Annotated in this window: 15 protein-coding genes; 9 read left to right on the top strand and 6 right to left on the bottom strand. The window is 72.3% G+C overall.

The genetic code is table 11. The features are described from left to right. Position 1 precedes the first annotated feature (1 nt). Entirely contained in the window at positions 2-658 is a 657-nt protein-coding gene (locus tag ACZ63J_RS42810) for an O-methyltransferase (RefSeq protein WP_465401651.1), read from the bottom strand. Between the two features lie 79 nt (positions 659-737). Here ACZ63J_RS42810 and ACZ63J_RS42805 point away from each other — a divergent pair, with 79 nt between their 5' ends. Continuing rightward, complete coding sequence (locus ACZ63J_RS42805; RefSeq protein ID WP_465401652.1) at positions 738-2,060, top strand: aminotransferase-like domain-containing protein; 1,323 nt, start codon at positions 738-740, stop codon at positions 2,058-2,060. Here ACZ63J_RS42805 and ACZ63J_RS42800 read toward each other — a convergent pair. The 3 genes from ACZ63J_RS42800 to ACZ63J_RS42790 all read right to left on the bottom strand — a co-directional run bounded on the left by ACZ63J_RS42800 (position 2,057) and on the right by ACZ63J_RS42790 (position 6,446). Continuing rightward, positions 2,057-3,856: a hypothetical protein gene (locus ACZ63J_RS42800; protein ID WP_465401653.1), complete on the bottom strand. Its 1,800-nt coding sequence runs from the start codon at positions 3,854-3,856 to the stop codon at positions 2,057-2,059. The two genes, ACZ63J_RS42805 and ACZ63J_RS42800, sit on opposite strands and share 4 nt — an antisense overlap. A 347-nt stretch (positions 3,857-4,203) precedes the next feature. After that, the gene (locus ACZ63J_RS42795) at positions 4,204-6,183 is read right to left on the bottom strand and encodes an SDR family oxidoreductase (RefSeq protein WP_465401654.1); all 1,980 of its coding nucleotides are present in this window, start codon (positions 6,181-6,183) and stop codon (positions 4,204-4,206) included. Positions 6,184-6,242: 59 nt separating this feature from the next. Next, positions 6,243-6,446: a hypothetical protein gene (locus ACZ63J_RS42790; protein WP_465401655.1), complete on the bottom strand. Its 204-nt coding sequence runs from the start codon at positions 6,444-6,446 to the stop codon at positions 6,243-6,245. 220 nt (positions 6,447-6,666) lie between these two features. Between ACZ63J_RS42790 and ACZ63J_RS42785 the strand changes: the two genes are divergently transcribed. After that, positions 6,667-7,890 (top strand): NAD(P)/FAD-dependent oxidoreductase, encoded by a 1,224-nt coding sequence (locus tag ACZ63J_RS42785; protein WP_465401656.1) that lies wholly within the window; start codon positions 6,667-6,669, stop codon positions 7,888-7,890. A 343-nt stretch (positions 7,891-8,233) separates the two neighbouring features. Here the strand turns inward: ACZ63J_RS42785 and ACZ63J_RS42780 are convergent, their stop codons facing one another. After that, on the bottom strand, positions 8,234-8,956 hold the full coding sequence (locus ACZ63J_RS42780) for a MerR family transcriptional regulator (RefSeq protein ID WP_465401657.1): 723 nt from the start codon (positions 8,954-8,956) through the stop codon (positions 8,234-8,236). Positions 8,957-9,010: 54 nt separating this feature from the next. On the opposite strand from ACZ63J_RS42780, the gene ACZ63J_RS42775 reads away from it, so the two are divergent. Next, positions 9,011-9,265 carry a hypothetical protein gene (locus tag ACZ63J_RS42775; RefSeq protein ID WP_465401658.1) on the top strand — a complete coding sequence of 85 codons (255 nt, stop codon included), beginning with the start codon at positions 9,011-9,013 and terminating at the stop codon, positions 9,263-9,265. Here the strand turns inward: ACZ63J_RS42775 and ACZ63J_RS42770 are convergent. Then, positions 9,255-10,460 (bottom strand): multidrug effflux MFS transporter, encoded by a 1,206-nt coding sequence (locus tag ACZ63J_RS42770; protein WP_465401659.1) that lies wholly within the window; start codon positions 10,458-10,460, stop codon positions 9,255-9,257. The genes ACZ63J_RS42775 and ACZ63J_RS42770 overlap by 11 nt on opposite strands. A 204-nt stretch (positions 10,461-10,664) precedes the next feature. Between ACZ63J_RS42770 and ACZ63J_RS42765 the strand changes: the two genes are divergently transcribed. Genes ACZ63J_RS42765 through ACZ63J_RS42740 form a run of 6 tightly spaced genes read left to right on the top strand, consistent with a single transcriptional unit; the run spans position 10,665 to position 17,176 of the window. Then, positions 10,665-11,516, top strand: a complete 852-nt coding sequence (locus ACZ63J_RS42765; RefSeq protein ID WP_465401660.1) for a fumarylacetoacetate hydrolase family protein — start codon at positions 10,665-10,667, stop codon at positions 11,514-11,516. A 2-nt stretch (positions 11,517-11,518) separates the two neighbouring features. Then, complete coding sequence (locus ACZ63J_RS42760) at positions 11,519-12,823, top strand: enolase C-terminal domain-like protein (RefSeq protein ID WP_465401661.1); 1,305 nt, start codon at positions 11,519-11,521, stop codon at positions 12,821-12,823. After that, positions 12,816-13,562, top strand: coding sequence for an SDR family NAD(P)-dependent oxidoreductase (locus ACZ63J_RS42755; protein WP_465401662.1), 747 nt, complete (start codon positions 12,816-12,818; stop codon positions 13,560-13,562). Before ACZ63J_RS42760 ends, ACZ63J_RS42755 begins: the two co-directional genes overlap by 8 nt. 49 nt (positions 13,563-13,611) lie before the next feature. Then, positions 13,612-14,646 carry a sugar ABC transporter substrate-binding protein gene (locus ACZ63J_RS42750; protein ID WP_465340397.1) on the top strand — a complete coding sequence of 345 codons (1,035 nt, stop codon included), beginning with the start codon at positions 13,612-13,614 and terminating at the stop codon, positions 14,644-14,646. Further along, entirely contained in the window at positions 14,643-16,166 is a 1,524-nt protein-coding gene (locus ACZ63J_RS42745) for a sugar ABC transporter ATP-binding protein (RefSeq protein WP_465401663.1), read from the top strand. Before ACZ63J_RS42750 ends, ACZ63J_RS42745 begins: the two co-directional genes overlap by 4 nt. After that, on the top strand, positions 16,163-17,176 hold the full coding sequence (locus tag ACZ63J_RS42740; RefSeq protein WP_465310504.1) for an ABC transporter permease: 1,014 nt from the start codon (positions 16,163-16,165) through the stop codon (positions 17,174-17,176). The genes ACZ63J_RS42745 and ACZ63J_RS42740 overlap by 4 nt, the downstream gene beginning before the upstream one ends. Positions 17,177-17,205 lie beyond the last annotated feature (29 nt).

The raw sequence follows: 17,205 nt of genomic DNA, 5'->3' as shown, positions 1-17,205 counted from the left end.
CTTACCGCACCAGGCCGAGCACGAACCCGTCGTGTCCCTTGGCGCCCACGGTCTGGACCGCCGTCGCGTCGACACGGGGTTCCGCCGCGAGCAGCTCGAACATCTCCCGCGCGCCCAGGACGTTCGGGTCGGTGCTCGCCGAGTCCGCCACGGCGCCCTGGCGGACGACGTTGTCCACCACGATCGTCGTGCCCGGTCGGGACAGCTCCAGCGTCGCGCGGACGTAGTTCGCGAGGTTGTTCTTGTCGGCGTCGATGAAGACGAAGTCGAACGGCCCGGTCAGCTTCGGCAGCGTGTCGAGCGCCGCGCCGACCCGGATGTCGACGACGTCCTCGCCGAAGCCCGCCCGCGCCAGGTTCTTCCGGGCGACTTCGGCGTGCTTCGGCTCGTATTCGCAGGTCACCAGCTTGCCGCCGGACGGCAGCGCGCGGGCCAGCCAGATCGTGCTGTACCCGCCGAGCGTGCCGATCTCCAGGATCGAGCGGGCCCCGGCCTGGCGGGCCAGCAGGTTCAGCAGCTTCCCCTGGTTGGGCGCGACGGCGATCGAGGGCAGCCCCGCGCCGGCCGAGTCGGCCAGCGCGGCGTCCAGCGCGGGGTCGGGGGCGAGCAGCGCGCCCGTGAGGTAGTCGTCGACTTCGGCCCAGGTCTTGTCGGTCATGGCTTCCAACCTAGGCCGCTCCGCGACCGGATGGGATCATGCTCCCGACGGCGTTCCGGGCGGGAAGCGAAGGTGCACAGTGGACGACTACCGCGTCGTCGCGGACGCCCTCGCCGCCGACATCGAGGCCGGCCGCCTCCGGCCCGGGGACCGGCTTCCGCCGCAGCGCCGGTTCGCGCGGCAGCGCGGCATCGCGAACTCGACCGCCTCCCGCGTCTACGGCGAGCTCGTCCGGCGCGGCCTGGCCGTCGGCGAGGTCGGCCGGGGCACCTTCGTCCGGGCCGCGAAACCGCCGCCCGAACCCGCGCTCGCCGAGCCGGGGGACGCCCGGGTCGACCTCGAGCTCAACTTCGCCGTCCTGCCCGGCGAGTCCGCGCGGCTGGCCAAAGCACTCGAACCGCTGCTGCGCGCCGACGTCCTCACCGCGGCCCTGCACCCGATCGGCGCCGCGGGCACCCCGGCGGCCCGCGACGCGGCCGCTTCCCTGCTCACCCGCGACGACTGGCGGCCCGACCCGGCGAGCGTGCTGTTCACAGGCAACGGCCGCCAGGCGATCGCGGCGGCGATCGCCGCGTTCGTGCCAGTGGGGGAGCGGCTCGCGGTCGAGGCGCTGACCTACCCGGTGGTCAAGGGTGTCGCGTCGCGGCTCGGCGTCGAGCTGGTGCCCGTCGAGACCGATGAGCACGGCCTGGTGCCGGAAGCGCTCGTCGCGGCCGGGCCGGTGCGCGCGCTGTACGTCCAGCCGACCCTGCACAACCCGCTCGGCACGACGATGCCCGCGCGACGCCGTCAGGAGCTCGCCGACGTCGTCGCGCGGCTCGACCTGCCCGTGATCGAAGACGGCATCTACACGTTCCTGCGGGACGACGTCCGGCCGTTCGCCGCCTACGCGCCGGAGCGGACGGTCTTCGTCGACAGCCTGTCCAAGCGCGTCGCCCCCGGACTCACCGCGGGGTTCCTGGTGACGCCGCCTTCGTGGACACCGCGGCTGGCGTCGTCGGTGCGTTCGGGAGCTTGGGCCGCGTCGCGCTTCTCCGTCGAAGCGGCGACGCAGTGGATCGTGACCGGCACCCTGGCCGAGGTCGAAGCCGCGAAACGCCGTGACGCCGCCACGCGCGCGGTGGTCGTGGCGGAGAAGCTGCCGGGCCTGCGCGGCGACGCGGCGTCCTACCACCGCTGGTGGGAGCTGCCGGAGCGCTGGCGGGCCGAGACGTTCGTCGCGGCGGCCGCGCGCCGCGGGATCGCGCTGTCCCCGGCGGCCGCGTTCGCGGTGCTGCCCGGCCACGCGCCGAACGCGGTGCGGATCGCCGTTTCGGCGCCGCCGGTGGAGATCCTCGGCTCGGCCCTGGACGTGCTGGCCGGGCTGGCGAACGGCAGCCCGGACGACGTCGGTGTCGACTAGGGCGCGTACTTGCCGACGAAGCTGCCGCAGGTGACCACGCGGCCGGTCAGCCGGGCCTGGAGCGCCTTCTCCAGCCCCAGGTAGTCGAACACCGGCGTGTCGGCCGGCACCGACTCCGGCACCGGGCCGCCCGTCGCCAGCAGCCGGGTCGGCACCGTCTGGAACAGCACCAGGTAGCCGCCCTCGCGGTTCAGCGCGTCCGCCGTCTCGAGCATCCGGGCGGGCGCGTCACCGACGATCTCCAGCGGCAGCGGCCACTCCAGCGGGAACGGGTTGTGCAGGCGGAACGCCGGGTAGGCGAACGGGTTGTCGGGCAGGACCGCCGTCCGCGCGGCCGGGAAGCGGTCGAGGCAGTCGTGGATCTGCCGGACGTACCGGTAGGTCGACGGGTTCGTGCGGATGCCGGCCATCGCCGGGCTGACGTCGCCGAGGTCGCCGGTCAGCTGGTCGTGCCCGAGGTCGAGGTAGGCCGCCTGGTCGTGCCGCGCGACGACGACCCAGCCGCAGACGACCACGGCCGTCAGGCCCGCCGTCGCGGTCACCCAGCGGCGCGCCAGCCGCGGCCGCGGCGGGACGAGGTGGCTCAGCAGCAGCAACGCCGTCAGCGCGAGGGTGCCGGTCAGCAGCGTCGGGGTGTCGTTGCCCCAGGACAGGCTGGTCATGAAGCCGGTGGCGAGCACCAGCAGCCCGGCCCACGGCACCCGCCGCCGCACGGCCGCGTTCACCGGCACGCTGACCGCGACGATCCACCACAGCACGTCCGCCCAGCGCGAGGAGCCGGTGAACCGGCCGTCGACGACCGTCCAGACGACCGCGGCCGCGCCGGCCAGCACGAGCACCCAGGACGTCGCCCGCCCGGCCGCGCCGAGCCGGTCGCCGGGCAGCCGGACGGCCAGCAGCACGACGGCGATCGCGGCGAAGAAGCTCAGCTCCCGGAACGGTGCCTGCGTCAGCACTTCCGGGTCTTCGAGCCAGAGCCCGAGCAGCCGCTCGCCGTACGCGGGCACGCCGCCGGTCAGCTGCTCGACCATCTCCGAGAACCCGCCGCCCAGGCTCACCCAGACCACGTAGGCCAGCCCGGGCGCGCCGAGCGCGAGGAGGTCGAAGACGAGCCGCCGCCACCAGCGCGCGGTCCGCAGCGCGCCGACCCGCGTCGCCGGGTGCAGCAGCAGCCACAGCACGCCGATCACCGCGGCCAGCGCGAAGCTCTGCTTGACGAACACCGCGCAGCCGAGGAGGACGAGCCCGCCGCGGCGGGCGAAGGCGCGGTCCTTGCCGAGGCCCGCGTCCAGCGCCCAGGCGCCGCAGGCGGTGAGCGCGATGCCGTCGACGGTGTGCCAGGCCATCAGCGGGAACGCGTTGAGGTTGATGAGCGACGCCGCCGCGACCATCGCCGTCATGCCCGGGCCCCAGTCCAGCACCCGGCGGCGGGTGACCAGCGTGGCGAAGGCGATCGTCGCCACGATGATCTCGACCATGGACAGGAAGCTGGAGCCGAAGAACAGCGGCATCGGCAGCGCGTAGTCGACGACGTGCAGCACCGCGGACCCGAGCGGGCGGGCCGAGATGATCTCGGCGTGCGGGACTTCGCCGTGCAGCACCCGCCACGCCTGGGCGAGGATGAACCCCTGGTCGGAGGGGTGGAACCCGAAGCGGCCGACCCGCAGTTCGGTGGCCAGGGCGAGGGCGGCGACCCAGGCGGCGTGGACGCTCCAGCGCAGCAGCGGCCGGCCCGGTTTCACGACGGCGGGCCCCGGCTCGGAGGCGGCGGCGCGCGCAGGACTCGCCACGTCCACGCCCGCCCGCCTTCCGCTCCCGATCACACCCGGGAAGCGATGGTAGCGGCCGAGGTCACCCCGGGCGGGGACCGCACCACCGGGCCCGCGCGGTCCACCTCCGCGGCCGCGGAGGCGAGGAGCGGCCGTGAAGGCCCCCTCACCGGCTCTTATGACCGGGACGAGGCCTTCACGGCGTCAGGTGAGTGTCACCCGGTCGTGGTTCGTGCTGTGCCGATCGCGGCCGTGCTCGTCTCCGACATCCGAACTCCCCAGTTCACCCGAGCCCCGTTCCGGTGAACGGCGCTGGCGCGAGGGTAAGAGGAGCCGTCCCCGCGCGGCCAGCGTTCCCGCGGAAGTTGCGGACATCAAGCACGACGGCGCCAGATCAGGCGGGTCACCGCCGCCGCGACGGACGCCGGCGCGGGCCGGCGGGGCAGGCCGCGCGCTTCCGGCGCGGACTCCCGCGTCGCCCGGTACGCCAGGTGCGCGGTGAACCGGGCGAGCCGCGGTGTCGCCAGCGTCGCCAGCTCGGCGGCGCGGCCTTCGGGCAGCGTCAGGATCTCCGGCCGTTCCTCCAGGGCTTTGACCACGAGCGCCGCCGCGCGTTCCGGGCTGCTCGCCGGGAGGCCGCGGTAGCCGGTCGGCGCGATCATCGGCGTCCGCACCAGCGGCATCCGCACCGAGGTGAAGGTGATCCCGTCCGACAGCGTCTCGCGCCCGGCCGTCAGCCCGAACTCCTCCAGCGCCGCCTTCGAAGCCAGGTACGCCGAGAAGCGCGGGGTGTCGGTCTGCAGGCCCATGGTGGTCACGTTGACGACGTGGCCGAACCGCCGCTCCGCCATCGACGGCAGCAGCCCGAGGATCAGCCGCACCGGGCCGAAGTAGTTGATGGCCATCGTGCGCTCGTAGTCGTGGAACCGTTCCGTGGACAGCGAAACCGAGCGCCGGATCGACCGGCCGGCGTTGTTCACCAGCATGTCGACCGCGCCGTGTTCGCCGAGCACGTCCTTGACCAGCGCGTCGACGGCGTCGCCGTCGGTGAGGTCGCACGGGTGCGCCGCGGCGAGCCCGCCGGCCGCGGTGATCTCGGCGCGCACCTCTTCCAGCTCGTCGGCGCGGCGGGCCACGAGGATCAGCTTCGCGCCCTTGCCGGCCACGGCGAGCGCGGACGCCCGGCCGATCCCGGACGACGCGCCGGTGACCAGCACGGTGCGCCCGGCCAGGCCGTGGGCGCGGCGGGCGCGGTCGGGGTCGAGGTGGGCCCGCCAGTACCGGTAGAGCGGCGCCGCGTAGTCGCGCAGCTCGGGCAGCTCGATCCCGCTGCCGAACAACGCCGTGGTCGTGCGCGCGGTGTCGAAGACGACGTCCAGGGTCAGGTGCGGCAGCACTTCGAGCGGGACGCCCAGCTCGTCGAGGACGGCGGCCCGCGCGGCCCGGCCGCCGGGCACCCGGTCGACCCCGGCGGCGGCCGCGTGCGCGAGCCGGGCGCCCGCGCGCCGCAGCACGTTCGACGGCTTCGCGGGCAGCACGGCCCGGATCACCGGCCCGCCCGCGGCACGCGCGAAGGCGTTGTAGACGGAGTTCAGCGACTGCGGCCGCGCGGCGGCGAGGTGATAGGTCGCCCCGGACGGCGCGTCGCGGTGCATCAGGTGCTCCATCGCCTCGACGACGTAGTCGACCGGCACCAGGTTCGTCGCGCCCAGGTCGGGCGCGGCGAGCGGGATCCGGCGGGGCAGCGCCGCCAGCCGCGAGATGGCGGGGAGGAAGTAGTACGGGCCGTCGACCTTGTCCATCTCGCCGGTGCGCGAGTCGCCGACGACCGCGGACGGCCGGTAGACGCGGAAGGGCACCGTCTGCTCGCGCACCAGCTTCTCGGCCTGGAACTTCGTCGCGTGGTACGGCGAGCCGAAGTGCTGGCCGAGGTCGAAGTCGGCCTCGGTGAACCGCCCGGCGTGGTCACCCGCGACGGCGATCGAGGACACGTGGTGCACCAGGCCCGCCTCCGCGGCCAAGGCGAAAGCGAGCAGGTGCCGGGTGCCCTCGACGTTCGCGCGCCGGTTGGCCTCCTCGTCGGCGGTGAGGTCGTAGACCGCGCCGAGGTGGACGACGTGGTCGAGGTGCGGCAGCCCGGCGGGGTCGACGCCGAGCTGCGGTTCGCCGAGGTCGCCGACCACGGGATGCAGCTTGTCCGCGCCCGCCCAGCCGTGGGCGAGCGCCTGGAGCCGGCCCCGGGAGGTCTCCCGCACCAGCGCGTACACCGCGGCCGTCTCCGGCCGCCGCAGCAGCCGGGCGACCAGGCGTTTCCCGATGAAGCCCGTCGCGCCCGTCACGAAGTAGGTCGTCATGGCCGGTCCCTTCCGTCGTGGGCCGACTCTAACCTACTGGAAAGTAGGAACGATAGTTGTCAGGTTTGGGCCGTCTCGTTCGCCGTCGCGACGATGGCGTCACGCAGGGCGGCACGCAGCCGTCCGACGTCCAGCGGCCCGAGCACCGCCGCCTCACCCGGCGGCGCGACCAGCACCACCTTGTCGTTGCTGACGAACACCGTGACGTCCCTTCGCCTGCCGGCCAGATCCCGGCAGCCGACCGACCATTCGCCCCGACTCATGGTCGCCACCCTCCGTTTTCTTCGTTGGCGGTCGTGCTCCGTGCGGGGGTGGGAGCCGGGCGCCGGAGGGTCATGACGCCGGTTCACCCGATTTGCCTACTCGCGGGTTTCCCCTTGCGGTTCGCGGACTTCCGGCGTAGGGCCCGCGCGAAGAGATGTGGCCCGGCGGGTTCGGGAGTACCGTCCGCGGCACGAACCGTCGTCACCGTGGGAGGTCAGGATGTCGGAGCCGCGCAAGATCGTCGTCGTCGGAGCGGGTCTGGGCGGGGCGTCCGCCGCGGCCGCGTTGCGCGAGCGCGGCTACACCGGCGAAGTCCTCCTGATGGGCTCGGACCCGCACCGGCCGTACGAGCTGCCGCCGTTGTCGAAGGGCGTGCTGCTGGGCTCCACCGACGAGCCGGACTGGGTGCACGAGGAGAAGTTCTACGCGGACAAGGACATCCGGTTCACCCCGGGCGTCACGGCGACGCGCGTCGAGCTGGGCGCCCGCCTGGTCCTGGACGACGCGGGCGGCGAGCACCGCTACGACCGGCTGGTGCTGGCGACGGGCTCCCGGCCGCGGTCCCTGCCGGTCCCCGGTGGCGACCTCCCCGGGCTGTACACGCTGCGCAGCCTCGACGACTCGCTCAAGCTGCGTTCGGCGTTCGCCGAGGCCGAGCGCGTGGTGATCATCGGCGCCGGCTGGATCGGCTCGGAAGCCGCGGCGGCGGCCCGCACGCACAACGCGGAGGTGACGGTCGTCGACCCGGTCGCGGTGCCGCTGGCGACGGTCATCGGCGAGACGGTCGGCGGGGTGTTCCGCGACCTGCACACGGAGAAGGGTGTGCACTGGCGGCTGGGCGAGCAGGTCACGGAGATCACGGGCGGCCCCACGGGCGTCCGCGGCGTCCGCCTGAGCGGCGGCGACGAGCTGACGGCGGACGTGGTCCTGGTGGCGGTCGGCGCGGCCCCCCGGGTCGAGCTGGCCCACGCGGCGGGCCTCGAGCTGTCCGACGACGGCGGCGTGTGCGTGGACGCGGGCCTGCGCACGGCGGCCCCGGACGTCTACGCGGTGGGCGACATCGCGGCCCACTTCCACCCGCGGTACGGCCGCCGCATCCGCGTCGAGCACTGGTCGAACGCGAAGGAGCAGGGCACGCACGTGGCGCAGAACCTGCTGGGGGAGAACGAGCCGTTCCTCGCCTCGCCGTACTTCTTCACGGACCAGTACGACCTGGGGTGTGAGTACCGCGGTCTGGCGGACCCGGAGTCGGACGAGCTGGTGGTCCGAGGGGATCTGGGTTCCCGCGAGTTCACGGCGTTCTGGCTGCGCGACGGCGAAGTGTCGGCAGCGATGAACGTCAACATGTGGGACGACGGGGATGCGTTGAGCGCCTTGGTGGACGGCCGGGTGAAGGTGACCGCGGAGCAGCTCAAGACGGCGGATCTGGCGTCGCTCACCTGAGCCTTTCCGCGTTCCGAGCCTCCTAGACTGTGACGTCATGAGGCGAGACGAGCGCGGCAGGCCGCAGCCGACGCGGGGCCAGAAGCTTTACCGCGTGATCCTCTCGACCGAACGGCACCCACGGATCATCGAGGCGTACTCGGAGCGCGGAGTGCGGCGCAGGTTCGGCAGCCGCACTGTGAGTGTTGATCTGATCGGGTCTTCCGAGGGGCCCGTATGGCTTCGTGGTGTCCTCTTCGGGGCACAGCTCGGCGGGCGCGCGTCCCGTGCCACCGGGCGCGGGGTCCGCGCGGCTTGGCGGTGGTGGCGCAACAACGACGCCAAGCCCTGACCCGGCCGCCGGTCAGCCGCCCAGCCGCTTGCGAAGCAGACCGTCGAGCCGCCGCCAAGCGGGCGACGACGCATTGACCGCCCCCTGCACCAACGCCGGAATCGCCGAACCCTGGTCGTACGCAGGCAACTCCGCGCCATACCGTTCACGAGTCGCCGCGACGAGCCGCTCGGCCAGCGCGTCCACGCGGGGATCCCGCGGATCAAGATCGTGCACACCGTCGTACTCGAGCACGATCGCGAGCAAAGCCGGATCGGCCAGCATCGACGACTGGTCCTCGAAGGAGACGCGAGCCGTCGCCGGGTGGGTTGCGAACACCAGCAGCCACAGGTCCTGCTGCAGCGCCACCCACCGCTCGCTGAACCCCAGACCGCGCATCCGCGAGAGAAACTCCACAACGTCGGCAGGCAGCGCCGACAACGAACCGTCCCCGAGCTGCCGCAGCCGCGAGCGCGTCTCCCGCAGGCCGCGGATCCGCGCGGACAGGTCCTCGTCGATCTGCCGCAACGCCTCGGCGAGCCCGCCGCCGGAACGCAGCTCGCGGATCCGTGCCAACGGCACCCCCGCCTCGGCGAGCGTCCGGATCTTGATCAGCTCCACGGCGTCGGCCGCGCCGTAGCGGCGGTAGCCGGATGCGTCGCGCGGGGGCTCGGGGAGGAGCCCCTTCGCGTGGTAGACGCGGATCGTCTTGGTCGTCACCCCGACGTACCCGGCGAGCTGTCCGATGGTGAGCACCCCGCCATCGTCGCACTTGACGTTGCCCCTGGGGCAAGGTTGCACGATGGAAGCATGACCGACCACGAAACCCTGCGCGCGCTCGCCGACGAAGGCAACGAGACCGCGCTCGACCGCCTGGCCGACCTCGCCGACGCCCGCGGCGACGTCGAGGAGCTGAGCGAACTGCTCGACGAAGGCTGCGACCACGCCGGGGAACTCCTGACCCGGCGCGCGGTCGCCGAAAACGACCTCCTCGAGCTGCAGCGGATCGCCGACGCCGGGCACGAACCGGCCGGCGAAGAGCTGGAGCGGCTGCTCAGGAAGTAGCCGGGCGGGTCAGCGCCAGATAGGCCATCAGGGCCAGCACCGCGAACCCCGCGATCGTCGCGGCCATCGGCACCGCGGTCCCCGGCCCGCCCAGCCCCACCAGCGGTGTCGCCACCGCCCCGACCACGAACTGCAGCACCCCGAGCAACGCCGACGCCGCCCCCGCCGACCGCGCGTGTGCCGCCAGCGCCAGCGAGCTCGCGTTCGGCATCACCAGCCCGATGCTCGACACCAGCAGGAACAACGACACCAGCAGCAAAACCAACGGTGCGTGGAAGAACGCCGAAACCAGCGTCGCGGACCCGCCGAAGACGCCCAGCAGCAGCCCCGAAAGAAGCAGCGTCCGCTCGGGCACGCGCCCCACGAGCCGGCCGTTGAGCTGTCCCGCCAGGACGATGCCGACGCCGTTGACGCCGAACACCACGCTGTACGCCTGCGGACTCAGCCCGTAGACACCCTGCAGCGTGAACGACGAACCCGAGATGTAGGCGAACATCGACGCGAACAGCAGCCCGGACGCCAGCGCGTACCCCGCGAACGACCGGTCCAGCGCCAGCCGCCCGTAGGTCCGCATCACCTGGCCGAGCCGCGCCGGCGACCGCGAAGAAGACGGCTCCGGGAAGGCGAACACCACCACGGCCAGCAGCAGCGCGCCGAACGCCGTCAGGACCACGAACACCCCGCGCCACGACGTCCAGTTCAGCAGCTGGCCGCCGATCAGCGGCGCCAGGATCGGGGCCAGCCCGCTCACCAGCATCAACGTCGAGAAGAACTTCGTCATCGCGGTGCCGGAGAACAGGTCCCGCACGGTCGCCCGCGCGATCACGATGCCCGCCGCCGCGCCGAGGGACTGCACACCCCGCGCCGCGACCAGCAGCCACGCGTCCGGGCTCACCGCGCACAGCACCGACCCCACGACGTACAGCACCAGCCCCACCAGCAGCGGGCGCCGGCGGCCCAGCGCGTCCGACAGCGGCCCGAGCACCAGCTGGCCGATCGCGAGCCCGGCGATGAACGCGCTGAGCGTCAGCTGGACGGTGGTGTCCGCCGCGTGGAGGTCGGCCGCCATCCGCGGCAGCGCGGGCAGGTACATGTCGATCGACAGCGGCCCGAAGGCCGAGAGACCACCCAGCACGAGGACGAACTTCAGCTGCGTCCGCCTGCTCGTCGCGGTACTTTCCGACGTGGTGGTCATGCGCCTCCTCGGGTCCCTGCCTCCGACCAGCGACGCGGTGACCTGCGCTATTCCGGCTGTGAGCGGTGACACCCCGTGCTCAAACGAGCACTGAACCGGTACTGATCCGATCAATTTTCCGGCCGATTGGGCGGCGGCTCTGGATCGAGGGTCGAGACTGCGATATACATCGGATGTCTGGTCGAGCGGGTGAAGGGAATATCCGTGCAGCTTGTGCGCCTCGGGGAGCCGGGTAGTGAGCGTCCGTTCGTGCGGGCCGGCAACGGCACGACCTACGGCCTGAGCGGCCTGACCGCCGACATCGACGGCGGGTTCCTCGCCGCCGGCGGCGTCGCCCGCGTGGCCGCCGCGCTCGCCGCCGGGGAGCTGCCGGAAGAGAACGTCGACGGCCTCCGCGTCGGCTCGCCGATCGCCCAGCCCGGCAAGGTCGTCTGCATCGGCATGAACTACCGCCGCCACGCCGAGGAGACCGGCGCGACCCCGCCCACCGAGCCCGTCGTCTTCATGAAGGCGCCGGACGTCGTGGTCGGCCCATCCGACGACGTCCTCATCCCGCGCGGGTCGGTCAGCACCGACTGGGAGGTCGAGCTCGGCATCGTCATCGGGAAGACCGCGCGCTACCTCGACAACGTTGACGAAGCCCTGGACCACGTCGCCGGTTACGTCGTCTCCAACGACGTTTCCGAGCGCGCGCTGCAGTTCCGCACCGCGCAGTGGGACAAGGGCAAGTCGTGCGAGAACTTCAACCCGCTCGGCCCGGGGCTCGTCCCGGCGAGCGAGGTGCCCGACCCGCAGGACCTCGGCCTCCGCCTCTGGATCAACGGCGAGAAGAAGCAGGACTCGAGCACCAAGGACATGATCTTCTCCGTGGCCGAGATCATCCACCACCTGAGCCAGGTGATGGTGCTGCGCCCGGGCGACCTGATCAACACCGGCACGCCGGAAGGGGTCGCGCTCGGGCAGCCCGACCCGAAGCCGTACCTGCGCGACGGCGACGTGATCGAGCTGGAGATCGACGGGCTCGGCCGGCAGCGCCAGACCGCGAGGCAGGCCTGACCATGGCGAAGATCATCGGCATGGAGGTCCTCGACGTCCGGTTCCCGACGTCGAAGGAGCTCGACGGCTCGGACGCGATGAACCCCGACCCGGACTACTCGGCCGCGTACGTCGTGCTGCACACCGACGGCGGCCCGGACGGCTACGGCCTCGCGTTCACCATCGGCCGTGGCAACGACGTCCAGGCCGCCGCGATCCGCGCGCTCGCCCCGCACGTCGTCGGCCGGGAGGTGCCCGAAGACGCGGCCGCGCTCGGCGCCCTCTCGCGCACGCTCGTCGGCGACTCGCAGTTCCGCTGGCTGGGCCCGGAAAAGGGCGTCGCGCACATGGCCGTCGGCGCGGTGGTCAACGCCGCGTGGGACCTCGCCGCGCGCCGCGCGAACCTGCCGGTCTGGAAGTTCGCCGCCCGCATGACACCCGAAGAGCTCGTCAGCCTCGTCGACTTCCGCTACCTGAGTGACGCGCTCACCGAGGCCGAGGCCCTGGAGATCCTGCGTGCCGCCGAACCCGGGCGCGCCGAACGGACGAAACAGCTCGAAGCCGACGGCTACCGCGCCTACAGCACGTCCCCCGGCTGGCTCGGGTACGCCGACGCGAAGCTGGTGCGGCTGGCCGAACAGGCCGTCGCCGACGGCTTCGACATGATCAAGCTGAAGGTCGGCGGCAACCTCGAGGACGACGTCCGCCGCATGAAGCTGGCCCGCGAGACGGTCGGGGACGGCATCCGCATCGCCGTCGACGCCAACCAGCGCTGGGACGTCCAGGCCGCGGTCGACTGGATGACCGAGCTCGCGCCGTACGACCCGTACTGGATCGAGGAGCCGACGTCGCCCGACGACGTCCTCGGGCACGCGGCCATCGCCAAAGCGCTGGCGCCGATCAAGATCGCCACCGGCGAGCACGTCCAGAACCGCGTGGTGTTCAAGCAGCTGCTGCAGGCGAACGCGATTTCGGTGCTGCAGCTGGACGCCGCGCGGGTCGGCGGGTTCAACGAGAACCTGGCGATCCTGTTGCTGGCCGCGAAGTTCGGCGTGCCGGTGTGCCCGCACGCCGGCGGTGTCGGGCTCTGCGAGCTGGTCCGGCACCTGTCGATGTTCGACTTCGTGGCGGTGTCCGGCACCGACGCGGACCGCTCGATCGAGTGGGTCGACCACCTGCACGAGCACTTCACCGACCCGGCCGTCGTCGAACGCGGCCGGTACCTCGCCCCGACCGTCCCCGGGTTCTCCGCGCGCATGCACGACGCCACGCTGCGCCGGTTCCGCTTCCCGGACGGTCCCGAGTGGACGGAGACCGCAAGTGAGTGAATTCGAGGGCCTGGTGGCCGCCGTCACCGGAGGCGCCTCGGGCATCGGCAAGGCGGCCGCGGACCTGCTGGCCGAGCGCGGCGCGCGGGTGGCGGTCCTCGACCTGAAACCGGGCGACGACGGCATCCGCTGTGACGTCTCCTCCGACGACGAAGTGCGCGCCGCGATCGACACCGTCGTGGAACGCTTCGGGCGGCTCGACATCCTGATCAACAACGCCGGGATCGGCGCGCAGGGCGACGTCACGGCCAACAACGACGACGAGTGGCACCGCGTGTTCGACGTCAACGTCGTCGGCATGGTCCGGCTCGCCCGGGCCGCGCTGCCGCACCTCAGGAACTCGCCGTCCGCGGCGATCGTGAACACCTGCTCCATCGCGGCCTGGGCCGGCCTGCCCAACCGCGCCCTCTACTCGGCCAGCAAGGGCGCGGTGCTCTCGCTGACCCTGGCCATGGCGACCGACCACCTGCCCGACCGGATCCGCGTCAACTGCGTGTGCCCCGGAACGGCGGACACCCCCTGGGTCGGCCGCCTGCTCGACGCCGCCGAAGACCCGGCGGCCGAGCGCGCGGCCCTCGCGGCGCGCCAGCCGATGGGCCGGCTGGTCACCGCCGACGAGGTCGCGAACGCGATCGTCTACCTCGCCAGCCCGCTTTCCGCGTCCACCACCGGGACCGCCCTCGCGGTCGACGGCGGCATGTACGGCCTGCGCCCGCGCGGTCCCGTGAACCACGACTGAACAAGACTTGATTTCCGCTGTCATCAAGGAGGATGCGGTGCGCACGAAGGTGATCCAGGTGGCCGCGATGGCCACCGTCTGCGGCCTGGTACTGGCCGCCTGCGGGTCCACTAAGGACAATGCGTCGGCGCCCGCGGCGGGCGGCGGCAACCCCGGCGGCAAGGTCGGCGCGACCCTGCCGCTGCTGACCTCGCCGTTCTGGCAGGCCTACAACAACTACGTCCCGCAGATGGCCAAGTCCGAGGGCGTCGACGTCCTCCCGACGGTCAACGCCGACAGCGACCCGGCCAAGCTGATCACCGACATCGGCACCTTCCTCAACCAGGGGGTCAAGGGCCTGGTCGTGACGCCGCTGGACTCCGCGGCCATCGTCGCCGGGCTCAAGCAGGCCGAGAACAAGGGTGTGCCGGTCGTCGCCGTCGACGTCGCCCCCGAGAGCGGCAAGGTCGCCATGGTGGTGCGGGCCGACAACAAGGCCTACGGCACCAAGGCGTGCGACGCGATCGGCGAGAAGGTCAAGTCCGGCAAGGTCGTGCAGATCCAGGGTGACCTCGCCTCGGTCAACGGCCGCGACCGCTCGGAGGCCTTCAAGGCCTGCATGACGCAGAAGTACCCGGGCATCCAGGTGCTCGACATCCCGGCCGAGTGGAAGGCCGACAAGGCGTCCTCCGGCCTGGACAGCATGCTGACGGCGAACCCGGACATCAAGGGTGTCTACATGCAGGCCGGCGGCGTCTACCTGGCCCCGACCCAGCAGGCGCTCAAGCGCAAGAACCTCTCCTTCCCGGTCGGCGACCCGAAGCACATCGTGCTCGTGTCGAACGACGGCATCCCGCAGGAGCTGGCCGCGATCCGCGCCGGCGAGCTGGACGCCACCGTGTCCCAGCCGGCCGACGCCTACGCGAAGTACGGCCTGTACTGGCTGAAGAAGGCCATGGCGGGCGAGACGTTCAAGGCCGGGCCGACCGACCACAACAGCACCATCGTCGAGATCAGCCCCGGCATCCTCGAGGACCAGCTGCCCGCGCCCGTCATCACCAAGGACAACGTGGACGACAAGGCCCTGTGGGGGAACAACCTGTGACCGCGCTGCCCGCCGGCGAATCCGCCGTCCCGGTGGTCAGCGCCGTAGGAGTCGGGAAGCGCTACGGCCCCACCGTGGCGCTCCACGACGTCAGTCTCACCGTGCACCCCGGCGAGTCGCACGCGCTCGTCGGGCGCAACGGGGCCGGCAAGTCGACGCTCGTCACCATCCTCACCGGCCTGTCCGCGACGGACACCGGGCACGTCGAGTTCGGCGGCGAGCCGGCCCCGCCGCTGTCCAAACAGGACGACTGGAAGGCGCGGGTCGCCTGCGTCTACCAGCACGCGATGGTCGTCCCGCAGCTCACGGTCGCCGAGAACCTGTTCCTCAACCGGCAGGCCGGCGGCGGGTTCGCCATCGGCTGGAAGTCGTTGCGCCGCAAGGCGCGCGAGCTGCTCGACTCGTGGGACGTGCACGTCGACGTCGACACGCCGGCCGGCGAGCTGTCGGTGGAGGACCGGCAGTTCGTCGAGATCGCCCGCGCGCTGTCCTACGGCGCCCGGTTCATCGTGCTCGACGAGCCGACCGCCCAGCTGGACAAACAGGCCATCGAGCGGCTCTTCGAGCGGATGCGCCAGATGCAGGCGAACGGCGTGACGTTCCTGTTCATCTCGCACCACCTGCACGAGGTGTACGAGGTCTGCCAGGCCGTCACGGTGCTGCGCGACGCGAAGCACGTGCTCACGGCGCCGGTCGCCGAGGTCGGGCGGGCCCAGCTGGTCGACGCGATGACCGGCGAACCGGGCGGGTTGTCCGTCCGCGACGCCAGCACGCGCGAGTCGCTGGAGGCGGACGCCGCCGAGATCCTCACGGTCGACGGCCTCTCCGGCGACAGCTTCACCGACGTCTCGTTCCGGCTCCACCGCGGCGAGGTCGTCGGGCTCGCGGGCAGCAACGCCAGCGGGAAGCACCAGGTCGCCGAGACGGTCTACGGCCTTCGGACGCCGTCCGCGGGCACGGTCCGGGTCGACGGCAAGCCGCTGCCGCCGGGCGACATCCCGGCGGCGCTGCGGGCCGGGATCGGCTGCGTGCCCCGGGATCGGCACCACGAAGGCCTGGTGCTGGAGCACCCGATCATGGACAACACAACCCTGTCCATCTTGGACAAGATGGGCCGCGGCGGGCTGGCGTCGCCGAAGACGCGGTTCGCGAAGGCGTCCCAGGCGCTGAAGGACTACGACATCGTCGCGGCGAGCGCCGAGCAGCCGGTGTCGGACCTGTCCGGCGGCAACCAGCAGAAGGTCGTCCTCGCGCGGGCCCTGGCCGGCGACCCGCGGGTCGTGGTGCTGATCAACCCGACCGCGGGTGTGGACGTGAAGTCGAAGGAGGCGCTGCTCGCGGTCGTGGACCGGGTGCGCGCCGAGGGCAAGGCGGTGCTGATCGTCAGCGACGAGCTGGACGACCTGCGCCTGAGCGACCGGGTCCTGGTGCTGCGCGCCGGGGCCGTGGTCGCCGAGCACCAGGCCGGGTGGTCCGACGGCGACCTCGTGGCCGACATCGAAGGAGTCGAGCTTTCGTGACCGACGTGATGACCTCCCCGCAGACGGAGCTGCCCGCACCACCCCGGCGCCGTAAAGCCGGCTGGCTGCGTGAGCTCGCGCTGCTGCCCGCCCTGGTCGTCGTCTTCGTGATCGGCGGCCTGGTCGACGACACCTTCGTCGGCTGGAGCAACATCGTCAGCATCCTGACCGCGTCGGCGGCGCTGTCGCTGGTCGTGCTCGGCGAGTCGCTGGTGCTGATCACCGGGAAGTTCGACCTGTCCCTGGAATCCACGATGGGCCTGGCGCCGGCGCTCGGCGCGATGGTCGTGATCCCGGCGGCGTCGGCCGGCTTCGGCGTCGAGCTGCCCGCGGCGATCGGCCTGCTGGTGATCCCGCTGTGCGGCGCGCTGGTCGGGTTCCTCAACGGCTTCCTGATCGTGAAGCTGAAGCTGAACGCCTTCATCGTCACCCTCGCCATGCTCACCGTGCTGCGCGGTGTCCAGGTCGGGTCGACCAAGGGCAAGACGCTGTTCAACCTGCCGGACTCGTTCACCAACCTGGCGACCACGACGTTCCTCGGGCTGCCGATGTCGGTGTGGCTGGCCGCGGCGCTGTTCGCGGTCGCCGGCTGGGTGCTGCGCTACCACCGTGTCGGCCGGGCGCTGTACGCCATCGGCGGCAACCGCGAAGCCGCGCGGGCGGCCGGTGTGCGCGTCGACCGGATCGCGTGGGCGGTGTTCGTCGTCGCCGGGATCCTCGCCGCGATCGGCGGCCTCGCGTACACGGGTTACGTCGGCGCGCTCGGCGCCAACCAGGGCTCCGGGCTGATCCTGCAGGTGTTCGCGGCGGCGGTGATCGGCGGTGTCTCGCTCGACGGCGGCAAGGGCACGCTGATCGGCGCCCTCACCGGCGTCCTGCTGCTGTCGTCGGTGTCCAGCCTGCTCAACTACGCGCACGTCACGGCGGAGTGGCAGGGGGCCATCTACGGCGCCATCATCCTGGTCGCGCTGATCATCGCCCGGTACGCGGGCGGAAAGCCCCAGACCTGACGCTCACGCCGTGATCATCCGACGTTCTC

This window comes from Amycolatopsis sp. NPDC104863 (assembly GCF_055582965.1).
Note: the sequence above shows the minus strand (reverse complement) of the source record. Positions and strands in the feature narration are given on the sequence as shown.